Consider the following 25,502-nt stretch of genomic DNA (forward strand, 5'->3'; position numbering starts at 1 on the left):
CAGAATGCCCAGCATGACCGATTCAACCGCGATTGCCCTGCTCTCCGGTGGCCTTGATTCCGCCACCGCTGCGGCCCTGGCCCTGGAAGCGGGTCACCGGGTGATCGGCCTCTCCTTCGATTACGGCCAGCGCCATCGCCGTGAACTGGACGCCGCCGCGGCCCTGGCCAACACCCTGGGCCTCGCAGAACACCACACGATTGCGGTGAACCTGGCCAGCTGGGGAGGCTCATCCCTCACCGACACCCAGCAAGAGATCCCCACAGATGGCGTGGAAGAAGGCGTCATCCCCAGCACCTATGTGCCTGGCCGCAACACGGTATTCATCAGCATTGGGTTGAGCCTGGCGGAGGCCCGTGGTGCCGATCGCATCGTGCTCGGAGTGAACGCCGTCGACTACTCCGGTTACCCCGATTGCCGGCCCGACTATCTCGCCGCCTTCCAGACCCTGGCTGACCTGAGCAGCAAAGTAGGGCGCGAAGGCCATGGTCCCCAGCTCTGGGCTCCTCTGGTGACCTGGAGCAAACAAACCATCGTGGAAGAAGCGCTGCGCCTGCAGGTGCCGATCGATCAGACCTGGAGTTGCTACAGCGGTGGCGCCCAACCCTGCGGGGTGTGCGACAGCTGCCGCATCCGCGATGACGCCCTGCGAGCAGCCGGCCGGCCCGATCTCTGCAGCAACAGCCATTGACGCAGCGATCCACTGCTGCTGATGCCCCAGGGCATTCCAGTGCTGCACCACTGCGGCTGGAGCTCCCCTGGCTGGAACCTGCACAGCTCGCCGAAGCCTTGGCCAACACCTGGGGTGAGCACGGGCTGATCTGGCTGGATGGCGATGGCAGTGATCTGGGGCGCTGGATCACCCTGGCCGCCGATCCAGTGGAGCAGCACTGGTGCCGAGGCTTGCCAGGAGAACCCGGCGCCCGCAATCCGTTTGCGCAATTGCGTCAGCTCAAACCAGGGCACTGGACCGGCTGGCTCAGCTACGACGCTGCCGCCTGGAGCGAGCCGAGCAACCCCTGGCGGAGTGATGTGATGGCCAGCCTCTGGATCGCCCGCCATGACCCGGTGCTGCGCCTCGATCTGCAGGAGCAACAGCTGTGGCTGGAGGGAGCTGACCCCCAACGCCATGCCGCCATGGCCGCCTGGCTGCAAGCACTCCCGCAAGGCAACAACCCAACAGCAGCAAAGCCTCCCAGTTCGCTCAACACCCGCTGGAGCCGCCGCACCAGCCGCGAGGCCTTTGCTGGCGGTGTGGCCCGGATCCGCGAGCTGATTGCCAGTGGCGACATTTTCCAGGCCAACCTCACCGCCTGCGCGGAAAGTCCCATTGCTGCGGAACACACCAGCCTCAGCCTCTTTCTGCGCCTGCGAGCCCGCTGCCCAGCGCCGTTCGCGGGCCTGGTGGTCGCCGGAGGAGAAGCTGCAGGCGAAGCGCTGCTCTCCACCTCCCCCGAACGCTTTCTGGAAGTGCAAGCCAATGGCCGTGTAGAAACCAGGCCGATCAAAGGCACCCGTCCTCGCGATCCCGATGCCGTGCGTGATGCCGGCAACGCCGCTGAACTGGTGAGCAGCAGCAAGGACCGCGCCGAGAACGTGATGATCGTCGACCTGCTGCGCAATGACTTAGGGCGGGTGTGTAAGCCCGGGTCTGTGCAGGTGCCCCAGCTGGTAGGGCTGGAAAGCTATGCCCGCGTGCATCACCTCACCTCGGTGGTGAGCGGACAACTGAAGGACGGCGCGTCATGGGTGGACTTACTGGAAGCCAGCTGGCCCGGAGGCTCCATCAGCGGCGCACCGAAACTGCGGGCCTGCCAGCGCATCAACGAACTTGAGGGCAGTCCTCGCGGCCCGTACTGCGGCTCTCTGCTGCGCATCGACTGGGATGGCCGCTTCGACAGCAACATCCTCATCCGCACCGTGTTGCGCAAAGACCAACAGCTGCGGGTGCATGCCGGCTGCGGCATCGTGGCCGACTCCGATCCCCAGGCCGAAGCCGACGAACTCGACTGGAAGCTGGTGCCCCTGTTGGAGGCCCTGGCATGAGCCAAGCCGTTGCCTGGATCGATGGCCATTGGGGCACCCCCGACGCGCTGAGCCTCCCCCTCAGCGACCGCGGTCTGCAACTGGCCGACGGCCTGTTTGAAACGGTGCTGATCCGCACCGGGGAACCCCAACTGCTGGACGCCCATCACCGGCGCTGGTGCGAAGGAGCGGCTCTGCTGGGACTGGCGGCACCACCGGCACTCCCGGTGCTCCAGCCCCTGATCGATGAAGCCACCCAGCGGGCGGGGTTGCAGACCGCAGGCAGCTATGGCGCTCTGCGTCTCAACTGGAGCCGTGATGGCGCCGGAGCCCGGGGCATTCAGATGCCCGCAGGCGAACCGGATCCTGCCCTACACCGCTTCTGGCTCACCCTCATCCCCCACCAACCCAGCTTCTCGCCCATACGCACCTGGATCAGTCGCCATGAACGACGCAACGCCTCCAGCCGAATGAGCCATGTCAAAACCTTCGCCTACGGCCAATCGATTCAGGCACGCCGCGAAGCGATCGACCAGGGTGCCGACGAGGCTCTGCTACTCAGCACCACCGGTGAACTGTGCTGCGGGAGCACCGCCAATCTGTTGGTGCAGCGACAGGGGCAATGGCTGACCCCACCCCTGAGCAGCGGTTGCCTCCCCGGGGTGATGCGCCAGCAGCTGCTGGAGCGAGGCCTCGCCTGCGAACAAACCATCGACTCCAGCCCAGAGCCCGGCGATGCATGGCTGCTGATCAACAGCCTGGATTGCCGGGTGGTGAGCGCCGTGGATGGCGAGGCTTTGGCCACCACCATCCAGCCCGAAACACTCTGGGCCAGCCTTTTGAAAAACAGCACGAGCCAGTAACGGCGTTAACGCATTTTTGACACGCAACAGTGTCACAATGTGGCGAATGCAAGCCCACGGCCAAGGCCCCGCGCCCTTGCCATCCTTCCGGAAGAGCAGGCTGCCGCCGCCATGGAACTGCGCAGGGATCTCGGGCTCAAGAGCCTCACCATGGCCGTAGTGACCGGCACGATCGGCTCGGGCTGGTTGTTTGCCTCCTACTTCGCAGCCAAAAGTGCCGGAGCCATCAGCCTGCCGGCCTGGGGCCTCGGAGGCGTCATCGCTTTTTTGCTTGCCCTGGTGTTTGCCGAACTGGGATCGCTGATCAACAGCTCCGGCGCCCTCGCCCAGATCCCGTTACTCAGCCACGGGCGCCTGGCCGGCTTCATCGGCGGCTGGAGCATCTGGATCAGCTACCTGTGCGTGCCGACGATCGAGCTGTTGGCGATGATCGACTACCTGGCCAGCAGCGTGCCCTGGTTGACCCGCGACCAACACGGCGTGCAGGTGCTGAGCGGGCCTGGGCTGGCGGTGGCCTTCGCGCTGATGCTGCTATTCACCTGGATCAACCTCAATGGCATCAAGGGGCTGGCCCGATGGATCGACAACCTCACGATCTGGAAGCTGATCGTGCCCCTGTTGGTGGCCGGGGTGCTGATGGCCCTCAGCGGCCACTGGGGCAATCTCCAGATCCCTGTGCATCACGCCACCCAGGTCGCAGCTGGGGGCAACGGACCAGCCCTGGACCTGATGGCAGCCGTCGGCAGCGGCGGCATCCTCTTCTGCCTGTTGGGATTCCGCACAGCCGTCGACCTCGCCGGAGAAGCCCGCAACCCTCAGCGCAACGTTCCCCTGGCCATGGGCCTCGGACTGGGCATCAGCCTGCTGATCTATCTGGTGCTACAGCTGTCGTTTCTAGTGAGCGTTCCCCCGGATCTACTCCAGAACGGTTGGCATCACTTGCAACTCAACCAGCACGGCGGCCCCCTGGCGGCCCTCGCCCTGGGGCTTGGCTTGGGATGGATGGTGGTGCTGTTGTTGATCGATGCCGCCCTCTCTCCCAGCGCCACGGCCATGGCCTACCTGGGAGTCTCAGCCCGCGTGAGCTGGATGATGGGCCGCTGCCAACTGCTGCCCAAGCGCTTCGGGCACGTGAACCGCAAAGGCGTCCCCGATGTGGCGGTGATGGCCAGCCTGGTGGTGGGTGCAGCAATGCTTCTCGTGGGCCCCGGCTGGCAACAGGTGGTCGCCTTCCTCACCGCCGCCCAGATGATCGCGCTAGCCATGGGACCCCCCAGCCTGCTGGCCCTGCGCCGCCAGCTACCCAATGAGACAGGTCATTTCCAGCTGCGCTGGGCCACGGTGATCAGCGCCCTGGCCTTCGTGGCAGCCAGCTGGGCCTGCAATTGGTGCGGTCGCATCGCCTTGGAAGGCGCCGTCGTGGCCATCGGCCTTCCAAGCCTGATTTACGCCACCGCCTGCTGGATCCGCCGTCAACCGATCGACACCCGGGCCGGCGCTTGGTGGGCTCTTTATCTGGGCGTGCTCGTGCTCGACATGGAATTGTTCAGCGCCGGCCGGCCTCTGGCGTTGGGCACTGGCATGCATTTGCTGGTTCTGGCCGGCCTGTCATTACTGGTGCTACCAGTGGCCGTGCACACAGCACTGCCGGTGGTTTCCCCCCATGCGCTAACGAGCCTGGGAACGACAACCGCAGCAGCGACAAGCCGCTAGAAATGACTTCCCCAGGACGTCCTCAAACGCTCAGGAACTGACCCACCACCGACTGGCTGAGGGCACAGGTGGGACTACTGGTGAGCTCATGCCCTGGAGGCGACATCAAGCAAGCGATCAGAACCTGTACTTCTCGCCCTTGGAGGCGTCCGTCCAATCGCATGCATAACCCTTGGAGTAGGGCTGGTATTGGTTCCAAGCCTGAGGATCCACAGGACCATTGGTCGCCGCAACGATCTCGAACTGTCCCTCGGCATTGATCTGGCCGATGCGCACGGTCTGGGACAGGTGGTGGTTGGGCATCACCTTTACAGGGCCTTGCGGCGCGTCGAACTCGATACCAACCAGGGCCTCACGCACCTTGTCGTTGTCAAAGCTATTGGCCTTCTCAGCGGCCTTCTTCCACAGGTAGACCATGTTGTAAGCCGACTCCTGGGGGTCAGCCACCACACGGTCGACTCCGTACTTGGCCTTGAAGTCAGCCACGAAAGCCCTGGAAGCGGGCGTATCGATCGACATCATGTAGTTCCAAGCGCCGTAATGGCCCTCCAGGAACTGAGAGCCGATTGCCCTAATCTCTTCTTCCGCGATGGAATAGCTCATCACGTAGTAACCATTGGCAGGAGTAAGACCGGCGTCCTGAATCTGCTTGAAGAAGGCAACGTTCTGATCACCATTCAGAGTATTGATGATCACACCACCATCAGGGAGAACTCTCTTGATCTTGGCGATGATCGGAGCAACCTCAGTGTTACCCAGAGGCAAGTAGTCCTCACCAACAACTACGCCACCCAGAGACTTAAGTTGTTCCTTGGTGATGGTGTTGGACGTGCGGGGGAAGACGTAGTCCGAACCCACAAGGAAGAAGGGCTTGCCAGCAGCAGGCGACTGCTCATACATGAACTTGGTGGCAGGCTCCGACTGCTGGTTCGGAGTCGCACCGGTGTAAAAGATGTTGTTGGAGCACTCCTGCCCCTCGTACTGAATCGGGTAGAAAAGAAAAGCGTTCTTCGACTCGTAGACCGGCAGCATCGCTTTGCGACTCGCTGAGGTCCAGCCACCAAAGACGACGGGCACGTTGTCCTGATCGATCAGCTTCTTTGACTTCTCAGCGAAGGTGGGCCAGTCGGAAGCACCATCTTCAATGATGTAATCGATTTTGTACGTCCTGCCGCCAACCTCAACACCGCCAGCAGCATTGATCTCATCGATCGCCATCTTCTCAGCATCCACCAGAGTGGATTCAGAGATGGCCATCGTGCCAGTGAGGGAGTGGAGGATACCAACAGTCACGATGCTGGTATTGACCTGCTCAACAACAGGCTGGACCACCTCAGAATCACGATCTTGACGGGAGAGATTAGGGCTGTCAGGCAGAGGCATCGAAGGTTGGCGCCCATTGAAAACAACAAGAGCCGCAAGACCCAAACCAGAAACAAGGATGGGAAAACCAACTAATAGTGCAACAACGAAAACAACCTTCGAAAACCCGGAAGAATCCTTCGCCTCAGAAGGCTGACTCTTCGCAGACGAGGAGCTGTTGTCAATCGAGCGCAGAAGAGAATCAGCTTGATCAACAAGATCAGACAATTTCTTATCTTCACCAGATCGAGAATCTTGCTCACTCATCATCAAACCTTCCACCAGGCTGTCACTTTAAACAACCAAACAGCAGGCCGAAATACCTGGAAACAGCCAACCCGCCAGGATCGATGCCACGCCGGAAGGATGAAACGGCTCAGCCCCAAGGCTTAAGAAGCAACCCGCGCCACGGAACAGGCAGCGCAGGCACTTTCTCAGGACGCCCTCAAACGCTCAGGAACTGATCCACCACCGACTGGCTGAGGTCACTGGTCGGGCCGCTGGCGACGATGCCGCCCCGCTGCATTGCGTAATAGCGATCGGCCTGACGCACAAAGTGCAGATGCTGTTCCACCAACAACACACCAATGCCGGTCTCGGCGATGATCCGCCGAACGGCCGCCTCGATGTCCTGCACGATGTTGGGCTGAATGCCCTCCGTGGGTTCATCCAAAAGCAGCAACTTGGGCTTGCCCAACAGGGCTCGAGCAATCGCCAGCTGCTGTTGTTGGCCGCCGCTCAGGTCACCGCCCTTGCGCGGCAGAAACTCCTGCAGGATCGGGAACAGCTCATACACAAACGGATCGATGCGGCGGTTGCGTCCCAGCCCTCCGGGCAAGGCCTCCATGCCCAGCATCAGATTTTCCTCAACCGTGAGCTGCGGAATGATCTCCCGACCTTGGGGCACATAACCGACACCGGCCCGGGCCCGTTGGTGAGGCGCCTGACGATCCCAACCATCGCCGTTGAACACGATCTCGCCAGCACGCGGCCGCAACAGACCGATCAACGACTTGAGCAGCGTGGTTTTGCCCACACCATTGCGACCGATCAGGCAGACCATCTCACCGGCCTTCACGGTGAGGTCCACATCCCGCAGGATGTGGCTCTCGCCGTAATAGGTGTTCAGCCCGCGGATCTCCAGAAGCGTCGTCATCCGTTCTCCTCCTCCGTGGTTCCGAGATACACCTCAATCACCCGTGGATCGGCCTGCACCTGATCCATCGTTCCCTCGCAGAGCACATGGCCTTGGTGCAGCACCGTCACCGGGCTTTCCAAGCGGCGAATGAATTCCATGTCATGTTCGATCACGAGAACGGTGTGATCCCCCGCCAACGACTTGAGCAAATCGGCGGTGAGATCCGTCTCCTCATCGGTAAGACCCGCCACCGGCTCATCGACCAGCAACAGATCGGGATCCTGACCCACCAACATCGCAATCTCGAGCCACTGCTTCTGGCCGTGAGACAGCGCACCAGCGGGCCAGTCGGCACGGGTCTGCAGGTTGACGATGCCCATCAAGTGCTGAACCCGATCACGCTGCTCAGCACCAAGACCACGGAACAACAACGGCAACGGTTGCTTGGGGCGACTCACCGCCAAAGCCAGGTTCTCCTGAACCGTGAGCTTCTCGAACACCCGGGGGCTTTGAAACTTGCGACCGATGCCCAAGCGTGCAATGCGGTGCTCACGGATTCCCACCAGGGAGCGGCCCTTGAACACCACGTCACCTTCGGTGGGAGCGGTCTTCCCGGTGATCACATCCAGGAAGGTGGTCTTACCGGCCCCGTTCGGACCGATCACCGCCCGCAGCTCACCGGGCTGCAGGCTGAGGTTGAGATCCCGCAGCGCCAGGAAGCCATCAAAACTGACGGTGATCTGACGCAACTCCAACAGGGGAGCACTCATGGCTGCACCTCCTCCTGACCATCAATTTCCAGTTGGGGATAGGTGCCGATCCGGCGCGACAAACCCAACCGAGACAACAGATTGCGAGGGCCATCGGTACGGAACCAACCGAACACGCCTTCAGGGAGCGCGGTCACCACAAGGATGAACAAGGCGCCCTGGATGAACAGCCAGCCCTCTGGCATCACCTCACTGACCAGGCTCTTGGCGTAATTGATACCAACGGCACCGAAAATCGCGCCCACCAAGGTGCCGCGACCCCCAACAGCCACCCAGATCACCATGTCAATCGACATCGGCACCTCCATGAACTGCGGCGAGGCGCTGCCGGACTGAACGGTGTAGAGGGCTCCACCAATCCCCGCCAGAGCACCGGCGAGACCAAACACGAGGGTTTTGAACAATGTGGGATTAAAACCAGCAAAACGCAGCCGCGGTTCGTCATCACGGATGGCAATCAGCACATCACCAAAGCGACCACGCACCACCCAGCGCAGGAAAGCCCAAACCAAAATCACCACCACGGCAGTGACCCAGAAGAACCAGCGCTGCATCAATTCGGAGCCCACGTACTGACCGAACAATTTGGTGGCCGGTGTCTGCAAGCCGTTGGTGCCGTTGATCAGTTTCTGCTGGCCGTTGAAGAAGTTGTAAAAGACGAGCAGAGCGGCCTGAGTGAGGATCGAGAAATACACCCCCTTGATCCGGTTACGGAACACCAGACCACCCAAAACGGCTGCCAGAAGACCGGGGACCAGCCAGATGGCCACCAACGTGAACCATGGCGAGGCAAAGGGGTGCCAGAAGAACGGCAGCTCACTCACGCCGTAAAGACTGAAAAATTCGGGAATTCCATTGAGAAGATCGCCAGAGCTGCTGAGCTGTAGATACATGGCAGCCGCATAACCACCCAACGCGAAGAAAATTCCCTGACCAAGACTGAGCAGGCCGGTAAAACCCCAGATCAGATCGATGCCGAGCGCCACGATCGCCAAAGCCAGAAAACGACCCAGCAGATTCAGCCTGAATTCAGACAGCACCGCAGGGGCCGCCACGATCGCGGCAATGATCACCACCCAAAGCAGAAGCTGACGCCAACGGCTCTGTTGAAGAAGGTTGAACATCTGATCAGGCCTCCACCATGCGTCCCTTCTGCGGGAACATTCCCGCAGGACGGAACTGCAAAAACGCCACGATCAGAGCGAAAATCATCACTTGAGCCATGCTTGTGGTCGCAAAGAAAGTCACGGCCTCCGACAGAGGAGCAGGCATGTCGGGCCAGAGCGTGAGCAAACGACCGGCCCCGATCAGATCCGTGAGCCAACCGATGGCGAAGGAGGCCAGCACCGTGCCGAACAAATTGCCGACGCCACCAAGCACCACAACCATGAAGCAGCCCACGATGTAAGAGCCACCAACATTCGGGCCGACGGACCCCAACAGGGACACAGCCACACCGGCCACGCCGGCCAACCCGGAACCAATGCCAAAGGTGAGCACGTCGACGGTGTCGGTGGGAATCCCCAGGCAGTCACTCATCGAACGGTTCTGGGTGACGGCGCGAATACGCATGCCCCAGACGCTGCGGTTCAGGAACCAGGTGACCCCAAGCACCGCCACGACGGTGACCGCAATGATCACCAAGCGCGGCACCGGGAAGGTCATGCCGACCAAGTCGATGCCGCCGCGCATCCACTGCGGGGCCGTGACATCCACATTGCGGGCATCCGCCTTCGCCAGCCGGCTGATCTGAGCAGCCAGCCCATTCGCCAGCACCACGCCACACAGGGCCGCGATGCCCCAACTTCCTGCACGCACGAGGCGTGAGCGAGGGCCGTCCAACCAACGATCCGGGAGGAACAACGGCAGCCCGAAGCCCAGCACAAGGGCAAGAATCAATCCAGCCGCGCTGGCCATCGGGACGCTGCGCACGAACTGCTGAAGGATCAAGCTGACCCCCCAGGTCGCCAGCAACGTCTCCAAGGGACTGCCATACAAACGGCGAATCACCGTGCGTTCCAGCAGCACTCCCACAACGCCACTGACGATGAAGGCAACGGGAATCGCCACCAACACATAGAGGTTGTAGAGAGGCGCCAAGGCGGGCAGCTTGAAAATCAGCTGCACCACAAAGGTGGTGTAGGCCCCGAGCATGATCAGCTCACCATGGGCGAGGTTGATCACACCCATCAGGCCAAAAACAATGGCCAGTCCAAGGGCGGCCATCAGCAGCACTGAGCCGATGGCGACGCCGTTGAACAGGCTTTCAAAGAGCAGTTGCACGACGGCTGAAACGAAGCGTTCAGGAAAACCACAAAAGGAGGAGCCCGAAAACGGGCCCCTCCATTCCGGAAAGATTCAGGCTTTGATCAGAGGATCAGAGCTTGTACTTGCCGCCCTTAGAGGCATCAGTCCAGTCGCAGGCGAAACCGGTGGAATCAGGGTGGATCTGGTTCCAAGCCTGAGGAGAGATGGGGCCGTCGGTCTCTTCAAGGATGGCGAACTGACCATCTTTGGTGATCTGACCAATCCGAACGGTCTGCGACAGGTGGTGATTCGGCATCACAGTGACCTTGCCCTGGGGCGCATCAAATTCGATGCCGACCAGAGCTTCACGCACCTTGTCGTTGTCGAAGCTGTTGGCCTTCTCGACGGCCTTCTTCCACAGGTAGACCATGTTGTAAGCCGACTCCTGAGGGTCAGCCACCTGACGATCGGCGCCGTACTTGGCCTTGAAGTCAGCAGCGAACTTCTTGGAAGCAGGCGTATCGATCGACATCATGTAGTTCCAGGCGCCGTAATGGCCCTCAAGGAACTCAGGTCCGATCGTGCTGATCTCTTCTTCCGCGATGGAATAGCTCATCACGTAGTAGCCGTTGGCAGGGGTGAGACCGGCGTCCTGAATCTGCTTGAAGAAGGCGACGTTCTGGTCACCATTCAGGGTGTTGATGATCACACCACCGTCAGGCAGAGCCTTCTTGATCTTGGCGATGATCGGAGCCACCTCGGTGTTGCCCAAGGGCAGGTAGTCCTCGCCGACCACCTTGCCGCCCAGCTGTTCAACCTGAGCTTTGGTGATGGTGTTGGAGGTGCGGGGGAAGACGTAGTCCGAACCCACAAGGAAGAAGGGCTTGCCAGCGGCAGGCGACTTCTCATACATGAACTTGGTGGCAGGCTCCGACTGCTGGTTCGGAGTCGCACCGGTATAGAAGATGTTGTTGGAGCACTCCTGACCCTCGTACTGAATCGGGTAGTAGAGGAAGGCGTTCTTCGACTCGTAGACCGGCAGCATCTCCTTACGGCTCGCCGAGGTCCAGCCACCGAAGACGACAGGCACGTTGTCCTGATCGATCAGCTTCTTCGACTTCTCAGCGAAGGTGGGCCAAGACGAAGCGCCGTCTTCGACGATGGTTTCGATGGTGTATTTCTTGCCGTCAACTTCAACACCACCGGCGGCGTTGATTTCTTCAATCGCCAACTCTTCAGTGTCGACAAGCGTCTTCTCGGAGATCGCCATCGTGCCGGTCAGGGAGTGCAGGATGCCGACGGTGACGGTGCAGTTTTCGCCATTGGCATCGCACTTGGCGTTGGTGGCAGCTTGATCGCCACCGCCACAAGCCGTCACGGCAAGACCCAGCGAACCAGCAGCGAGACCGGCAAATAGACGCTTGGAAAGAGAGGAGCTCATTTAAATGCGCAACACAGTGCTGAACGGACGTCGAACGACGAACGAATCAAGACCATGGCCACGAGCTCAATTCGGAAATGTATCAACAGGAACATTTTCCCGAAAATTCCCGATCCGCGAGGCCAGTGGATTCAGCAGTTTGGTAAGTGCCGATACACAAAGTCAGCTACTCGCTCGAGGCCCTCACCACTTTGAAGATTGGTAAAGCACCAGGGACGCTCCCCACGCATGGCCAACGTGTCGTGCTCCATCACCGCGAGATCGGCTCCAACCAACGGAGCGAGATCAATCTTGTTGATCACGAGCAGATCAGATCGGGTAATGCCAGGCCCGCCTTTACGCGGAATCTTGTCCCCAGCCGCTACGTCAATCACATAGATGCAGAGGTCCACCAACTCAGGGCTGAAGCTGGCAGCCAGGTTGTCGCCACCGCTTTCCACCAGCACCAGATCCAGGCCCGGGAACTGGTCCTCCAACTCAGCAACAGCAGCACGATTGATCGAACAGTCCTCACGAATCGCCGTGTGAGGACACCCACCGGTCTCGACCCCGCGGATGCGCGCCGGCTCCAACGCCCCAGCACGGATGAGGAACTGGGCATCCTCCTGCGTATAGATGTCGTTGGTGACCACCGCCAGCTGCAGCTGATCACGCAGCCGCCGGCAGAGCGCCTCCACCAGCGCGGTTTTGCCAGAGCCCACCGGACCGGCGACCCCCAGGCGCAGCTTGCTGCCCATCAGCTTCGGAACAATCGGGAATACAACTCAGCATGAGCCAACTGGGCGAGGGATGCCCCCACGCCTCCGGTCCAGAGCTCGCGGGGATCCTGCCCCAACAGCTGATGCGCCTGATCCACGATCAACGGTAGAAGGCGCTGCTGCTGCACCTGGGCCCGGGTGGGACCCAGCGGCACCAGACGCACCGCCGCACTGAGCTGGTTGGCAACCCAGCCGTAGAGGTAACCCTCCACCATCTCCTGCACCGGCACGTTCAGGGAAACTGCCGCCCAAGCCCAAGCCGCCGGCCAAGCGAGAGGAACGCGCTCAGGCAATGGATGACCCATGTCGGCGAGCAACTGCAGCAAGGAACCCCCCATCTGCCGCTGCTGGGCCCGAACCTCCGCCGCTTCCCGCGTGGCCAAAAGCCAGCCATCAAGGTCGACGATGCGCCGGCAGACGGACTGATCAGTGGCGCCTTGCCAACGGTTCAGATCGTCAGCGAACAGCGACAGGGCCGCAGCCTCCACCCGCAACGTCCCCCGCTCCAGCTCGGCCCTCAACCACTGCTCGAGGGTCGCTTCATCCTTCAGGGCTCCAGCCTGAACCAACACCTCCAGTCCCTCGGAATAACTGAAGGCACCCACCGGCAGGGCCGGACTCACCAGCTGCAGTAAGGCGAGCGAGGTCATGAAGGCGCGTGGCTATGCGTGTGGTTATGGGTATGGCCACCGCCATAAGCCCCGCCCTCCGGCAGGAAGGGCCGTTCGCAGTGGCTCACCATCAGCCCCCGGCTCTCCAACATCTGCTGCAGCACCGAATCGTCCAGCAGCAACAATTCCCGCTCATGCAACTCAAGCGCCACGTGGCGATTGCCCAGGTGATAGGCCGCCTGCAGCAGCTCCAACGCTGAGGTGCCCTGCACCCGCAACAGGGGCTCAACTGCTGCCACCACCGCCACCTGCACGCCACCACCGCCATCCGTGAGCCGATCGCCAGGCTGCAAGGCCCCATCCCGTGGCAACTGCAGCAACACATCACGGCCACAAAGGGTGCGCCGGCGACCCCGCAGCACGGTGCGTTGCTCGGCCGTCAGCGGCAGTTGCAGGCCTGTGGGCTCTTCAGCGCCAGGAGGCGGTGACGACAAACGCCGCACGAGTTCAATCACCGCCTCAGCCATGGCCGCTCTCCGTCCAAGCCAAGAGTGCCTAGCCGATCGACCGGATTTTGGTGTGCGTTGCTACAGGCTGGCGCACCCACCGCCGCCGATGGTGATCTCTATGCAGCGACCCGATCCCTGGCACGGCCATTGCCAACTGCAGTTTCAGCACCACGGTGATCGCACCCGTCATCAGGGAGGCTGCAGCGCTCCTTTCAAGCTGCTGCGCGCTGAGCACGGCGCCGACGGACGCTGCGAAATGCCACTGCTGCATACAGCGGGCGGCCTGGTGGGCGGTGACCAGCTGAGCATCCACTTGGACCTTGGTCCAAACAGCCGCGGCCTGGTCACCAGCGTGGCCGCCCAGAAGGTCTATGGCTCCATCGGCCGCAGCCAGGTGCGTCCGGAGGGCAGCTGGGCCAGGCAACAGGTGGATTGCCAGCTGGCCCCTGGAAGCGATCTGGAATGGATGCCCCAAGAGCTGGTGCTCTACGCCGACGCGCTCTATGAACAGCACGTTCAAGTGCAACTGGCCGCCAACGCGTCGTTTCTCAGTGCCGAAATCGTTCGCTTCGGCCGCACCGCCGCCGGGGAAACACTGGCGGCAGGGCGGTGGCGCTCAAGCCTCGCCATCCAGCGCCTCAACGAGGATCCCCACGCGCCATCGCGGTGGGAACTGGTGGATCGGCTCGAACTCGGAGGTGCCGGCCTGAACGATCTGCACGGCCTGAACGGCCAGCCGGTGTTCGGCACATTGGTGTGGGCGGCCCCAACCCCGTTACAGCCCGACCAATTGGCGCAAATGTTGCGTGAGGCGCGAGCAGACCGCGAAGGCCTGGAAGGGACCATGCGCTGCAGCGTCTTGGGGCAGGGCCTTGTGGCCCGCTATGCCGGCCCCTCCAGCCGCGATGCCCGCTTCTGGTTCAGCCGCCTGTGGGAACGAACGCGCCACTTACGCGGCCTGAGCCAACCGCAGATCCCACGGGTCTGGCCCTTGCAGGAACAGCCCTTACGGCGATCAATGTCCACAATGAACACTGCACAAGCAACGCCAGCGACACACTGATAACGACCGAGGCTTCCCATGCATCTCAGTCCCCAGGAAAAGGACAAACTGCTGATCGTGACCGCAGCCTTGCTGGCGGAACGACGGCTGAACCGCGGCCTCAAGCTCAACCACCCGGAGTCCGTGGCCTGGCTGAGCTTCCTGGTGCTGGAAGGCGCCCGCGATGGCAAAAGCGTGGCAGAGCTGATGCAGGAAGGCACCACCTGGCTGCGTCGCGACCAGGTGATGGAAGGGGTCCCAGAGCTCGTGCACGAGGTGCAGATCGAGGCGGTCTTCCCCGATGGCACCAAGCTCGTCACCCTGCACGACCCGATTCGCTGAGGCAGAACCCATGGCACCTCTCATTCCAGGCGAACTGTTTTCCGAACCGGGTGAACTGGAGCTGAATGCAGGCCGACCCGTCACCACGGTGAGCGTCGCCAACAGCGGCGACAGGCCAGTGCAGGTGGGCTCCCATTTCCATTTCGCTGAAGCCAACGCCGCCCTGCAGTTCGACCGGGCCGCAGCCCGCGGTCAACGGCTCGACATCCCCGCCGGCACCGCCATCCGCTTCGAACCCGGTGACAGCCGCGACGTGAATCTGATTCCCTTCGCCGGTGCGCGGCGCGTCATCGGCTTCAACGGCCAGATCAACGGACCCCTCGACGCCTGACCCATGCCCTACCGCATCTCCCGCCAGGCCTACGCCGAGACCTACGGACCCACCACCGGCGACCGGGTTCGCCTGGCCGACACCGATCTGATTCTCGAAGTCGAGAAGGACTACACCGTCTACGGCGATGAGGTGAAGTTCGGCGGCGGCAAGGTGATCCGCGACGGCATGGGCCAGTCCCAGACCCCCCGCGCTGAGGGCGCCGTCGACACGGTGATCACCAACGCCCTGATCCTCGATTGGTGGGGCATCGTCAAAGCCGATGTCGGCCTCAAGGACGGCCGGATCGTGGGCATCGGCAAAGCAGGCAACCCCGACACTCAGGAAGGGGTGACGATCGTGGTGGGCCCCGGCACGGAAGCCATCGCCGGAGAAGGGCACATCCTCACGGCCGGAGGCATCGACACCCACATCCATTTCATCTGCCCCCAGCAAATCGAAACGGCGCTGGCCAGCGGCGTCACCACACTGATGGGCGGCGGCACCGGACCGGCCACCGGCACCAATGCCACCACCTGCACCCCCGGCGCCTTCCACATCGGGCGGATGCTCCAGGCCGCCGAAGGCCTGCCGGTGAACCTGGGCTTTTTCGGCAAAGGCAACGCCAGCACCCCGGAAGCGCTGGAAGAACAGGTGCGCGCAGGAGCCTGCGGCCTGAAGCTGCACGAAGACTGGGGCACCACACCCGCCACAATCGATGCCTGCCTGTCGGTGGCCGATCGGATGGACGTGCAGGTGTGCATCCACACCGACACCTTGAACGAAGCCGGCTTCGTGGAAGACACGATCGCCGCCATCAAAGGACGCACGATTCACACCTTCCACACCGAAGGCGCGGGCGGCGGACACGCGCCAGACATCATCAAGATCTGCGGCGAGGCCAACGTGCTGCCGAGCAGCACCAACCCCACCCGGCCCTACACCCGCAACACGCTCGAGGAGCACCTCGACATGTTGATGGTGTGCCACCACCTCGACCCGAAGATCCCTGAGGACGTGGCCTTTGCCGAATCACGGATCCGGCGCGAAACGATCGCCGCCGAGGACATCCTTCACGACCTCGGCGCCTTCTCGATCATCGCCAGCGACTCCCAGGCCATGGGCCGCGTGGGCGAGGTGATCACCCGCACCTTCCAGACCGCCCACAAGATGAAGGTGCAGCGCGGTGCCCTGCCGGAAGACTCCGCTCGCAACGACAACCACCGGCTGAAGCGCTACATCGCCAAGGTGACGATCAACCCGGCATTGGCCCACGGCATCAGCAGCGAAGTGGGATCGATCGAAACCGGCAAACTCGCCGATCTCGTGCTGTGGAAGCCTGGCTTCTTCGGCATTCGCCCAGAACTAGTGGTGAAGGGTGGTTCGATCGTGTGGGCCCAGATGGGCGACGCCAACGCTTCCATTCCCACCCCCGGCCCGGTGCACGGCCGGCCGATGTTCGGCGCCTTCGGCAAAGCCCTCGCCCCCAGTTGCCTCACCTTTGTGAGCGAAGCGGCCATGGATGCCGACATCCAACGCCAACTGGGGCTGGAGCGCACCTGCATGGCAGTGAAGGAGACCCGCAGCGTCGGCAAGAGCGCCCTCAAGCTGAATGCAGCACTGCCCAAGGTGTGCGTGGACCCGCAGACCTATGAGGTGTTCGCCGACGGTGAGCTGCTCACCTGCGAGCCCGCTGAGGTGCTGCCCCTCGCCCAGCGCTATCTGCTGCTTTGAACCCAACACTCCTGGTCGTCCAACACGTGGACCACGAAGACGCCGCACTGGTGGGAGAACTGGCGCGGCAACGGGGCATGTCTCTCCAGACCCTGAGGCCCGACCGGGGCGACACCCTGCCAGACCCCAGGGCGTGTGCGAACAGCATCGCCCTTGTGCTCGGTGGCCCGATGAGCGTGAACGATCGCGAGCAACCATGCATGGACTGGTTGCGGCAGGAACTGGACTGGTTGAGGGCCTGGCACCAGCAACGCCGACCGGTGCTGGGCATCTGCCTGGGGGCACAGCTCTTGGCTGTTGCTGCAGGCGGCTCCGTGCAACCCCTGCAGGTGGGAGCACCACCACAGCCGCTCAAGGAACTCGGCGTCGGCGCGATCCACTGGGTCGCGGATTCAAGCGAGGAAGCTCTGCTCAAGGGGCAACCAAGCAGCAGCTTGGTGCTGCATTGGCATGGCGATCGCATCCACCTGCCAGCTGATGCAACCCTTCTGGGCTCATCGCTGCACTGCGCGGAACAGGTGTTTCGGATCGGAGCCCACGCCATTGGCCTGCAATGCCACCTCGAGGTCGACGGTGATGCGCTTGAACGCTGGATCGCCAACGACCACGACTACGTGGTGAGCGCCCTTGGACCGGAAGGAGCCGATCGCCTGAGCCAGGACTGGCGAAGGCTTGGCCCCACGCTCCAGGAGCAAGGCCTGCACTTCTTCAATGCTGCACTCGATCAGCTGATTGCGATCAGCAGGCCCACTAATTCCTACGAACAAAAATAAACAAAACTGAAAACTTTTCTCAAAGAGTATCGGGCCGAACGCCACGACGGTCCTTGCAGAAGGTTCAATATTTTTGTAGCAACAGCTACCGATCGTTCACTTCGTATCGCACGAAGCGCAGTTCGCCTCAGGCCATGGAACGGGGACCTGAGCTTGCTTCGAGGACCATCCAATGACCACCCTTCTCTATCGCGGGCATCAGTACCAGCAAAGCCACGCAACAGGAGACAAGCCCGGCGTGCAACTTGTTTATCGCCGCAATGTGTACCAAGCCCGCCAGGCCAACTGCCAACACACTCCGGTGCATCTCGTCTACCGCGGTGTGGGTTACACGCGCTAAGGCAACCTCTCAATCCGTAGCAAGAAGAACAATCCGATTCAAGGGATTGAAGCTGTAATTAAAACAGCTTTAGCCAATCCGTTGGATCTCATTGCTTCTCGCCTCGACCAAGGGCTCGTGCAGGTGAATCCCTCCAGCGTGCATGGCGTGTTCTGGCTGCAAACCCACTTTCCAGCTCAGGAATGGGATGCCCTGCTGTCCGGGCAAGCCGTCTTCAGCATGGATTGCATGGACAATCTTGCCGATGACGCACGCAAGGCTGGGTTAGCTGTGGAGTGGGAAGTGTCCGTTCGCAATTGAGCTCATCTGAATTCAAAAAAGCCCTGCCACAACATTGTGTGCAGGGCTTTTTTATTTCATGAACAACATTGAATCCTCAAGCCACCAAGCGGTTGAGCATGGGCAATTCCGATAGTTCATCCCTCCACTGCTGAGCCCAAAGGGCCTGACTGCGCTCGTACACCTCCATCAACTGCTCCACCGCGCGCTCATGAAAATCAACGCGCAGATCCAGGAGCGGGAAAGCTGCCTCACCACTCACTTGCACCGCCGCTGAGGTGCAGAAAGTGGCGCGGTGATCACCGCCAGCCGCTTCACCCGACTGCAAAGCCATCATCAGACGGCGGCCCAATTTCAAGTTGGGGTCACTGGTGAGAAAGGCATGCTCCATCGCCACCAGAACACCCTCGTCAACCAAACAATTGCCGGCAACAGACAGATCACGCTGATGGCGATGCCCGGCCCAAGGGCCACAATCCTGACCCGTCCAACAGGCCGTGCGACCGTCCAGGTCAATCAGGTGAAACTGACGCCGGTCACGATGCTGATCATCTGCAAGGAGGCTGGCCAAAACGTTGTCCGCATCCGAGCTCTGCTCCAGGCGTTCAAGACCACAAATCCCCAGGTAAGGGTTGGTGTGGGCCTGGGTGGCGACAGCACCAACCCCCGCGCGGATGTGGGGCACAGTCGATCCAACGGCCAGATGACACGTAGCAACGGCCACACCAAAGCGGCCATTGCTGGGATCACGGGCCACGATCGAAAAGGTCATGGCAGCTCACGGTCGAGCCGCAACAACGTTTCCAACAGCACCGCAGTGCCTGCCCAGCACTGCTCATCGCTGGTGAACTCCGCAGCGGAATGACTCAGACCACCCCGGCTCGGGACAAAAATCATGCCCATCGGCCAACGGCGGCCGACCTCTTGCGCATCGTGGCTCGCGCGGCTGGGGAGATGGCTGTGGGAGAAACCAAGATCAGCCGCGGCCTCAGCAATCGTGGCCATCACCACAGCATCTGCAGGAGTGGGATCAACACTGAACTGAGGGTCGACAGCGATCGGGCAACCGGTTTCAGCACCGATGCGTTCCACCTGCTGCATCAACTCCTCCACCAATTGATCGAGAACCGTCGGATCCACATCCCTTAGATCGACCGTCAGGGCGACGGCACCAGGAACAACGTTGGCGGCGTTGGGCCAAACCTCCAGTCGTCCCACCGTCGCCACCGGATCTCCAGGATGACGGGAGGCCATGGCCTCCACCGCGAGAACAATCCGCGAAGCCGCCACAAGGGCGTCCTGTCGCGAACTCATCGGCGTGGTGCCGGCGTGGTTGGCCTGACCCTGCACATTGATGCTGAAGCGTCGTTGACCGACCACACCCTCCACAACGCCGATGGCATCGCCGCGCTGCTCGAGAACACCGCCCTGCTCCACATGCAACTCCAGGAACGCGGCGTAGGCCTCATCGGAACGGCGGGCCGAAGCTAAAGATGGCCAATGTCCCCCGATGCGCGCCAAATTGTCCTCAATCGGCTTTCCGTTGCTGGTGGCATAACTCTCCGGGTCAGCGGAGGCCGTGCCCGCCAAGCCTTTGCAACCCACCATGGTCGACTCCTCGTCGGCAAAGGCGATCAACTCGATGCCATGCCGCAGGCGCAGGCCCTGGTCTTGAAGCGCGCGGCAGGCTTCCAGACCGGCCAACACGCCCAGAGCTCCATCGAAACGTCCACCGGTCGGCACCGTGTCGAGATGCGACCCGGTCACCAAGGCAGAACGTTGGGGATCGAGGCCTTCCAGGCGTCCGATCAAATTGCCAGCAGCATCGACACGCACCTGCATGCCGATCTGTTTCATCCAATAGGCCAGCAAGTCGCGGCCCTGCACATCTTCAGGCGAAAACCCACGCCGGCAAACGCTTCCATCAGGCTGGGCGCCAATGCTGGCCAGCTGTTCGATCGTTGCGATCAGCCGATCACGGTTGGGTCGCGCCGCAATTTTGGCTGGCTCGACCCTTATGGCAGGGGTGGTCGAGGAAGCCGAGATGAGCGCTGGCAATGCCGTGACCTTCAGTTCAAAGGGATGTTCAACATCACCTGAACTGAACGATTGGCCTGTAGCTAGCGCAACGGTTTAATCCTGATCAAAGAATTCAAACGGGCATCAGCACCCGCCAACCCAAACGGTCCGCCTCCCGACGGGCCAGAGCTGGCACGTCTTCCGCCACAAACATGCGATGCAGCATCTGCACACCCAGCAGGTGATTGATCACCGCATCCAGCTGCACCCGCTCCGCATCGGTGGTGGAGGGATCGTCATGGCGCGCGAACAGAGCCCGCACCCCCGCCTTGCTCAACAAACCGGCGGCATCGATCGCCTCATCACTGAGGTAGTCGTTAGCGAGCTGCTTCATCTGCTCCCACTTCTCTGGCTCCGTATGGGCTGGCGGGGCCATGAAGGCGAACTTCTCCCGCTTGTAGAGCACCTCCGGCAACAGGCCGGCCATAGCTTCCCGCAGCACGTATTTCTCGGTTTTCCCCTTGATCCGCAGTTCGGGTGGCACCTGCACCGCCACCGCGGCCAGATGGTGATCCAAGAAGGCGGGTCGCGCCTCCATGGAATTGGCCATGTCGACCCGGTCGCCACCCCAGGTCAGGATCTGGCCCTCAAGCATGGTCTTGATCCAGACGTACTGGGCCTTGTCCAGGGCATGGCGCCCGTCCAGTTGATCCCCATCCAGTTGCTCGGCAATCGCCTTGCCCGGGGAGTAACCCTCCAAGGCGGTGGCATGGGATTCCGCCAAAAGCTCCGGCACCAGTGGGGCGCAGGCCAGCCAGGGCTGCAGGCAACTGGGGGTGAAACCAACCACAGCGTCAAGATCGGGGTCATCCACCTGGTTTTCAGCGAGCATCGCCCCCTTCACCAGAGCATTCGACTGTTGCAGCAAGCTTTCCCAGCTGGCGCGCTCCTCCTCCGGCAAGTCATCGAGACCGTGGAGGAACATGTCGCGGCGAAAGGCGGGGTAGCCGCCGAACAGCTCATCTGAGCCTTCACCGGTCATCACAACCTTGTAATCCACGTCATTGACGTGGCGGCTCATCAAGAACTTCGCCACGGCCAAGGTGTTGTAGATCGTTCGCTCGGCATGCCAGATGGTGCGTTCCATGTGGCCATAGAGCTCCTGACCCGACAGCCGCAGCAGATCCTGCTCAGCACCCGTGGCCTCAGCCATCTCCCGGGCAATCGGCGACTCGTCGTAACGGGCGTCATCAAATCCGATCGTGAACGCTTTCACCGGCGCCTGGCTCACGGCTGACGCCAAACCGAGGATCGAACAGCTATCGATGCCACCGGAGAGATAACAACCCACGGGAACGTCGGCCACCATGCGCAGCTCAACGGCCTCCAGCAAGGCCGCACGAACGGCAGCGATGTGGTCGGCTTCGGTGCGGCTGGAGTCCCGCTGATCCTTGCGCGGAAAGTCGACATCCCAGTAGGTCGACTCCGACACCTGCAGCCGCCCATTCATCCGTTGCACCTTCAGCACATGGCCGGGCTTCACCTGATGCACCCCGGCAAAGGCTGTGGTGCCGGGAACCATGGTCTGCATCAACTGGTGGAACAGACCCTCCGAGGTGAAGCGTCGCTCCACCGCTGGATGGGCGAACAGCACCTTTAACTCGGACCCGAACACCAGACCCTCAGGCGTCATCGCCCAGTACTGCGGTTTGATGCCGAAGCGATCCCGCACGAGGTAGAGGCAGTCTTCGGCCCGATCAAACAAGGCGAAGGCGAACTCACCGCGCAACAGAGGCAGGGTCGCCTCTAATCCCTGGCGTTGGTAGAGCCGCAACAGGATCTCGGAATCACTCTTGCTGCTGAAGCGCACCCCCTGGGCGGTGAGGTCAGCCCTGATCCGCTGGAAGTCGTAAAACTCACCGTTGTGAGCCATCAGCACCTCACCGTCATCGGTGAGGAAGGGCTGCCGGGCCCGTGACTCGTTCAGATCAATGATCGAGAGGCGGGCATGGCAGAAGCCAACGCCGGCCTGATCGAGCACCTCAACGCCAAAGCCATCGGGCCCGCGATGGGCCTGAATCGCCGCCATGTTGACCAGCAGCTGGCGATCCACCGTCTGTTGACGGTCGGCATTGAAAACACCACCAATCCCACACATCAGCCCACCTCAGATCACATCCATCACCCGTTCGGCCCGATTGACCATGCAGGTGAGCAATGCCATCCGCACGAACACAGCACCCCTGGCCTGGCTGAAGTACCAGTTGTGGGGCGTGTCATCCAGACAGGTGCTGAGTTCCGCTCCCCGCGCCAACGGGTGGAGCACGATCGCTTCAGGCTTGAACGGCATGTCGCGGGTGAGGCGAAATCCTCCGCCATGCACCTCATACGTGTCGCCCACCCAGGCGATGGCGTTGATGTAGACGACATCAAGATCTGGAACTTCAGCCTGAAGATCGGTGCTGCAGCGCACCTTCATCCCACAAGCTTCGAGCTCCTCCAACTGTCCTGGGTCGAACAGCGGCTGATCCGGCTCCAACCCAGGGGCGTGAATCACCACCACCTCATCCACGGTCTGCGGGAATTTGGCCAGGATCCTCAAGAGAGAGCGAACTGTTCGCATCCGCGAGGGAATTCCGACGATTCCAATGCGAATGCGATCAGCCGGGGCGACCACAACTTCGGCGAGTTTGGGCCGCCACTTGAAAATCGTATAGAGATCGGCCATCGCCTGGGTTGGATGCTCGTCGATGCCATTCCCGGCGTTGATGATCGGTATCCGTAGGGTTGATGTCATCGCATAAATGGCACCGGGATCGCTATCCCGCAGCACCACGCAATCGCCGTAGTTGTTGAACATATGGGCGACATCTTCAAGCGATTCGCCCTTGGCGATCCCCGTGGTAGCCCTGTCAGTGATGTTGATGGAGTCACCGCCGAGTCGGTGCCAAGCGCTGTCAAAAGACAGCCGGGTGCGCGTGCTCGGTTCGTAGAACGCGTTAATCAGAATCTTGCCGGTGAGCGGCGTGTTGTGACGGCAATAGCGATCGGGATTGCTCTCGAACTTCGCCGCCAACCGAAAGACCTGCAGCAAGGCCTCGGCTCGAAACGGTTGGATCGACACCACGTGCTGATCCACCAAATCCTTCAATGGCTCAACGTCTTCGGCAATCGCGGCCAACAGCTCCTTGGGTTGGTTTTGCCCGTAGACATCGGGCCCCATCGGCTCAAATCGGATCTGAACCGAGGTCGCGTCCACAAGTGCTGATTTGGCCTGTGCCATAGCGAGATCGGATCAACACTCTGTTTGCCAAACCGAGTGCTAAAGCCAGGAACTACATCTTTTACCGGTAACAACAACCACACTCCTCCGTCCACGAAGAAGCAGCTTCTTAAGCAAAGATCCGGGAAGAATGTTCAGCTCGTTACTCATCCATGCCTCTATCACCAAATGCGTCCATTGCGCCACTCCACCCACCAGATCAGCAGCAGGACGAGCACCGACAGCACCAGGGCAAACTGACTGGCTAACAGCAAAAACTGAAAGCCAGACAGACCGACAAGGCTGGCCATTAAAGGGAGTGTTTGGATCATCCCTCCTCCTGCAACAAGGTGAAGTCAAACCGTTCCGGCCATATGCGACTGCCGATCAGCATCACGACCGCCGACACGGCCGCCGAAAACACAGCGGCGCAGTAGGGCGCGATCAGCACATAGGCGAGCAGGCCCACAACGCTGCCGGCGAGCATGGCCGCAATGGCAGCCTTGCGGTTGGCCGTGCGCCAGTACAGGCCGCACGCCACAGGCCAGACCGTGGAGGCCACTAGGGCTCCAGTGAAGAACAGCACCGACGCCAGCGAATCAAGCCGCGGCCATGACAGCACCAGGGTGACAACCGCCAACCCAACCACCATCAGCCGCGCCGCCTGCTTCAGCTGTAGGTCACTGGCCTGAGGCCGCAACAGACGGAAGTACACGTCCTCCGCCAGCAGATCGGCAGTGGATGCCAGCAGCGAATCCAGGGTGGAGGTGAGCGAGGCAAACACCACCACAAACACCAGAGCCGCACCGCCCGCCCCGAGCAAATCAGCTGCCATCACGGGGAAGACCATGTTCACCTGATCGAGAGGCAGCTCACGGGCCAAGGCCACCAAGCCGATGGAGCCCGTCACCATCGGCACGCTCATCCAGGCAATTCCGCCCAACACGAAAGAGGTCATCACCACTGAACGCCGACTGGCGAAGACACGGGACCACCAGATGTTGTTGTGAAACACCTCGCCCATCGAAAACAGGGCGGAATTCCAGGCGATCAACAAGCCCGCCGGCAGCAGCAGATCAAGCCGATCGGGATGCCGGGCCAGCAAGGAGGCATGCACCTCAGGCATCGGGAATTGACGGAAGGCGAGCACCGCCACCACCGCCAGCAACACCATGATCAACAGCGACTGAATGAAATCGGTGCCGATCACGGCCCGCATCCCTCCAAACAAGGTGTAGACGGTGGCGACACCAATCACCACCACCATTCCCACGTGGTAGTTGAAGCCTGAAAGGGCCTGCAGCAGCAGACCAGCACCCATCGCCTGGGTCATCAGAAAGCCCAGGGTGTAGACCGCGGTGATCAGCATGAACACCCACCAAGCCAGACGCCCGTAGCGCAAGCGGATGAAGTCGCCGCTGGTGCGCCCGTTGGGCATCAACTGCTTGATCCGCGACGCCAGGGGGGCGAAGAGAATCAGGCCAAGCCCGGCCAGGGCATAGCTGAACATGCCCCAAAGACCAGTTTTGTAGCCAAATTCCGGCGCCAGAAGCGTGGTGTTCCCAGTGACCCAGGAGGCCATCAATGTGGCGGTGCTGAGAGCCAAGCCGATATTGCGGCCAGCCAGCATGTACTCGTCGGCATCGCCTTTGCCTCGACGGCCCCAGGCCACACCCAGGGCGACCCAAAGCACAGAGAACAGAACCACCAAGGCCCAGGCGACCCCGGGATGAAGAAACGGTGCTGCGCTAGCCGACATCGCTTGAATCCCGCCGCTGCCAGTACAGATGACCGCGCACGATCATCACCACGGTTGCCGCTGTCACCACTGCCCCGACGGCAAAGATCAAGCGGGCCCACATCAGTTCACTCACTGAAAACCTGACTCGGGGACTGGCAAATACCTAAGCAAATGCGAGCCCTCCCCCCAAACACTCGGGCCAACAAGCTGGTGTCTACAGATA

General features: G+C 61.5%; 26 protein-coding genes. 11 read left to right on the forward strand and 15 right to left on the reverse strand.

Annotated features, from left to right (window positions below; all coding sequences use genetic code 11):
• Positions 1–13: 13 nt before the first annotated feature.
• From queC to RS9916_RS10305, 4 genes are all read left to right on the forward strand, one after another.
• Positions 14–691 (forward strand): 7-cyano-7-deazaguanine synthase QueC, encoded by a 678-nt coding sequence (gene queC, locus RS9916_RS10290; RefSeq protein ID WP_038024507.1) that lies wholly within the window; start codon positions 14–16, stop codon positions 689–691.
• Positions 688–2,046 carry an anthranilate synthase component I family protein gene (locus RS9916_RS10295; RefSeq protein WP_007099341.1) on the forward strand — a complete coding sequence of 453 codons (1,359 nt, stop codon included), beginning with the start codon at positions 688–690 and terminating at the stop codon, positions 2,044–2,046. Before queC ends, RS9916_RS10295 begins: the two co-directional genes overlap by 4 nt.
• Positions 2,043–2,888 (forward strand): aminotransferase class IV, encoded by an 846-nt coding sequence (locus RS9916_RS10300; protein WP_007099342.1) that lies wholly within the window; start codon positions 2,043–2,045, stop codon positions 2,886–2,888. Before RS9916_RS10295 ends, RS9916_RS10300 begins: the two co-directional genes overlap by 4 nt.
• 111 nt (positions 2,889–2,999) lie before the next feature.
• Entirely contained in the window at positions 3,000–4,601 is a 1,602-nt protein-coding gene (locus RS9916_RS10305) for an APC family permease (protein ID WP_038023638.1), read from the forward strand.
• A 117-nt stretch (positions 4,602–4,718) separates the two neighbouring features.
• Here RS9916_RS10305 and urtA (RS9916_RS10310) read toward each other — a convergent pair whose 3' ends face one another.
• The 9 genes from urtA (RS9916_RS10310) to ureE all read right to left on the reverse strand — a co-directional run bounded on the left by urtA (RS9916_RS10310) (position 4,719) and on the right by ureE (position 13,455).
• Positions 4,719–5,984, reverse strand: coding sequence for an urea ABC transporter substrate-binding protein (gene urtA, locus RS9916_RS10310; protein WP_007099344.1), 1,266 nt, complete (start codon positions 5,982–5,984; stop codon positions 4,719–4,721).
• A 424-nt stretch (positions 5,985–6,408) separates the two neighbouring features.
• The gene (urtE, locus tag RS9916_RS10315; RefSeq protein WP_007099345.1) at positions 6,409–7,119 is read right to left on the reverse strand and encodes an urea ABC transporter ATP-binding subunit UrtE; all 711 of its coding nucleotides are present in this window, start codon (positions 7,117–7,119) and stop codon (positions 6,409–6,411) included.
• Entirely contained in the window at positions 7,116–7,871 is a 756-nt protein-coding gene (urtD, locus tag RS9916_RS10320; protein ID WP_007099346.1) for an urea ABC transporter ATP-binding protein UrtD, read from the reverse strand. Before urtD ends, urtE begins: the two co-directional genes overlap by 4 nt.
• A complete protein-coding gene (gene urtC, locus RS9916_RS10325) occupies positions 7,868–8,995 on the reverse strand; it encodes an urea ABC transporter permease subunit UrtC (protein WP_007099347.1) in 1,128 nt (375 codons plus the stop codon). The genes urtD and urtC overlap by 4 nt, the downstream gene beginning before the upstream one ends.
• 4 nt (positions 8,996–8,999) lie before the next feature.
• Positions 9,000–10,154 carry a branched-chain amino acid ABC transporter permease gene (locus RS9916_RS10330; protein WP_007099348.1) on the reverse strand — a complete coding sequence of 385 codons (1,155 nt, stop codon included), beginning with the start codon at positions 10,152–10,154 and terminating at the stop codon, positions 9,000–9,002.
• Positions 10,155–10,248: 94 nt separating this feature from the next.
• Positions 10,249–11,559, reverse strand: coding sequence for an urea ABC transporter substrate-binding protein (gene urtA / locus RS9916_RS10335; protein ID WP_007099349.1), 1,311 nt, complete (start codon positions 11,557–11,559; stop codon positions 10,249–10,251).
• A 131-nt stretch (positions 11,560–11,690) separates the two neighbouring features.
• On the reverse strand, positions 11,691–12,296 hold the full coding sequence (ureG, locus tag RS9916_RS10340) for an urease accessory protein UreG (RefSeq protein ID WP_007099350.1): 606 nt from the start codon (positions 12,294–12,296) through the stop codon (positions 11,691–11,693).
• The gene (locus RS9916_RS10345) at positions 12,296–12,967 is read right to left on the reverse strand and encodes an urease accessory protein UreF (RefSeq protein ID WP_007099351.1); all 672 of its coding nucleotides are present in this window, start codon (positions 12,965–12,967) and stop codon (positions 12,296–12,298) included. The genes ureG and RS9916_RS10345 overlap by 1 nt, the downstream gene beginning before the upstream one ends.
• Entirely contained in the window at positions 12,964–13,455 is a 492-nt protein-coding gene (ureE, locus tag RS9916_RS10350; RefSeq protein WP_007099352.1) for an urease accessory protein UreE, read from the reverse strand. Before ureE ends, RS9916_RS10345 begins: the two co-directional genes overlap by 4 nt.
• 100 nt (positions 13,456–13,555) lie before the next feature.
• Here ureE and RS9916_RS10355 point away from each other — a divergent pair, with 100 nt between their 5' ends.
• From RS9916_RS10355 to RS9916_RS10380, 7 genes are all read left to right on the forward strand, one after another.
• Positions 13,556–14,500 (forward strand): urease accessory protein UreD, encoded by a 945-nt coding sequence (locus tag RS9916_RS10355; RefSeq protein WP_038023643.1) that lies wholly within the window; start codon positions 13,556–13,558, stop codon positions 14,498–14,500.
• An 18-nt stretch (positions 14,501–14,518) separates the two neighbouring features.
• Positions 14,519–14,821 (forward strand): urease subunit gamma, encoded by a 303-nt coding sequence (locus tag RS9916_RS10360; protein ID WP_007099354.1) that lies wholly within the window; start codon positions 14,519–14,521, stop codon positions 14,819–14,821.
• A gap of 10 nt (positions 14,822–14,831) precedes the next feature.
• Complete coding sequence (locus RS9916_RS10365) at positions 14,832–15,152, forward strand: urease subunit beta (protein ID WP_007099355.1); 321 nt, start codon at positions 14,832–14,834, stop codon at positions 15,150–15,152.
• Between the two features lie 3 nt (positions 15,153–15,155).
• Positions 15,156–16,865 carry an urease subunit alpha gene (ureC, locus tag RS9916_RS10370; protein ID WP_007099356.1) on the forward strand — a complete coding sequence of 570 codons (1,710 nt, stop codon included), beginning with the start codon at positions 15,156–15,158 and terminating at the stop codon, positions 16,863–16,865.
• Between the two features lie 26 nt (positions 16,866–16,891).
• Positions 16,892–17,638, forward strand: coding sequence for a type 1 glutamine amidotransferase (locus RS9916_RS10375; RefSeq protein ID WP_007099357.1), 747 nt, complete (start codon positions 16,892–16,894; stop codon positions 17,636–17,638).
• A 172-nt stretch (positions 17,639–17,810) separates the two neighbouring features.
• Positions 17,811–17,978, forward strand: coding sequence for a DUF4278 domain-containing protein (locus RS9916_RS13925; protein ID WP_007099359.1), 168 nt, complete (start codon positions 17,811–17,813; stop codon positions 17,976–17,978).
• An 81-nt stretch (positions 17,979–18,059) separates the two neighbouring features.
• The gene (locus RS9916_RS10380; RefSeq protein ID WP_007099360.1) at positions 18,060–18,278 is read left to right on the forward strand and encodes a hypothetical protein; all 219 of its coding nucleotides are present in this window, start codon (positions 18,060–18,062) and stop codon (positions 18,276–18,278) included.
• A gap of 76 nt (positions 18,279–18,354) precedes the next feature.
• On the opposite strand, the gene RS9916_RS10385 is transcribed toward RS9916_RS10380, so the two are convergent.
• The 6 genes from RS9916_RS10385 to RS9916_RS10405 form a co-directional block, all read right to left on the reverse strand.
• Entirely contained in the window at positions 18,355–19,029 is a 675-nt protein-coding gene (locus RS9916_RS10385; protein ID WP_007099361.1) for a DUF1028 domain-containing protein, read from the reverse strand.
• Positions 19,026–20,315: a Zn-dependent hydrolase gene (locus RS9916_RS10390; RefSeq protein ID WP_007099363.1), complete on the reverse strand. Its 1,290-nt coding sequence runs from the start codon at positions 20,313–20,315 to the stop codon at positions 19,026–19,028. Before RS9916_RS10390 ends, RS9916_RS10385 begins: the two co-directional genes overlap by 4 nt.
• Before the next feature lie 94 nt (positions 20,316–20,409).
• Positions 20,410–22,434 carry an asparagine synthase (glutamine-hydrolyzing) gene (gene asnB / locus RS9916_RS10395; protein ID WP_007099364.1) on the reverse strand — a complete coding sequence of 675 codons (2,025 nt, stop codon included), beginning with the start codon at positions 22,432–22,434 and terminating at the stop codon, positions 20,410–20,412.
• A gap of 9 nt (positions 22,435–22,443) precedes the next feature.
• Complete coding sequence (locus RS9916_RS10400) at positions 22,444–23,559, reverse strand: aspartate carbamoyltransferase (RefSeq protein ID WP_007099365.1); 1,116 nt, start codon at positions 23,557–23,559, stop codon at positions 22,444–22,446.
• 161 nt (positions 23,560–23,720) lie between these two features.
• Entirely contained in the window at positions 23,721–23,849 is a 129-nt protein-coding gene (locus RS9916_RS15320) for a hypothetical protein (RefSeq protein ID WP_007099366.1), read from the reverse strand.
• Between the two features lie 17 nt (positions 23,850–23,866).
• Positions 23,867–25,297: a sodium:solute symporter family protein gene (locus RS9916_RS10405; protein ID WP_007099367.1), complete on the reverse strand. Its 1,431-nt coding sequence runs from the start codon at positions 25,295–25,297 to the stop codon at positions 23,867–23,869.
• Positions 25,298–25,502: the final 205 nt, after the last annotated feature.

The organism is Synechococcus sp. RS9916 (assembly GCF_000153825.1).
In the GTDB taxonomy this organism is placed as follows: domain Bacteria; phylum Cyanobacteriota; class Cyanobacteriia; order PCC-6307; family Cyanobiaceae; genus Synechococcus_C.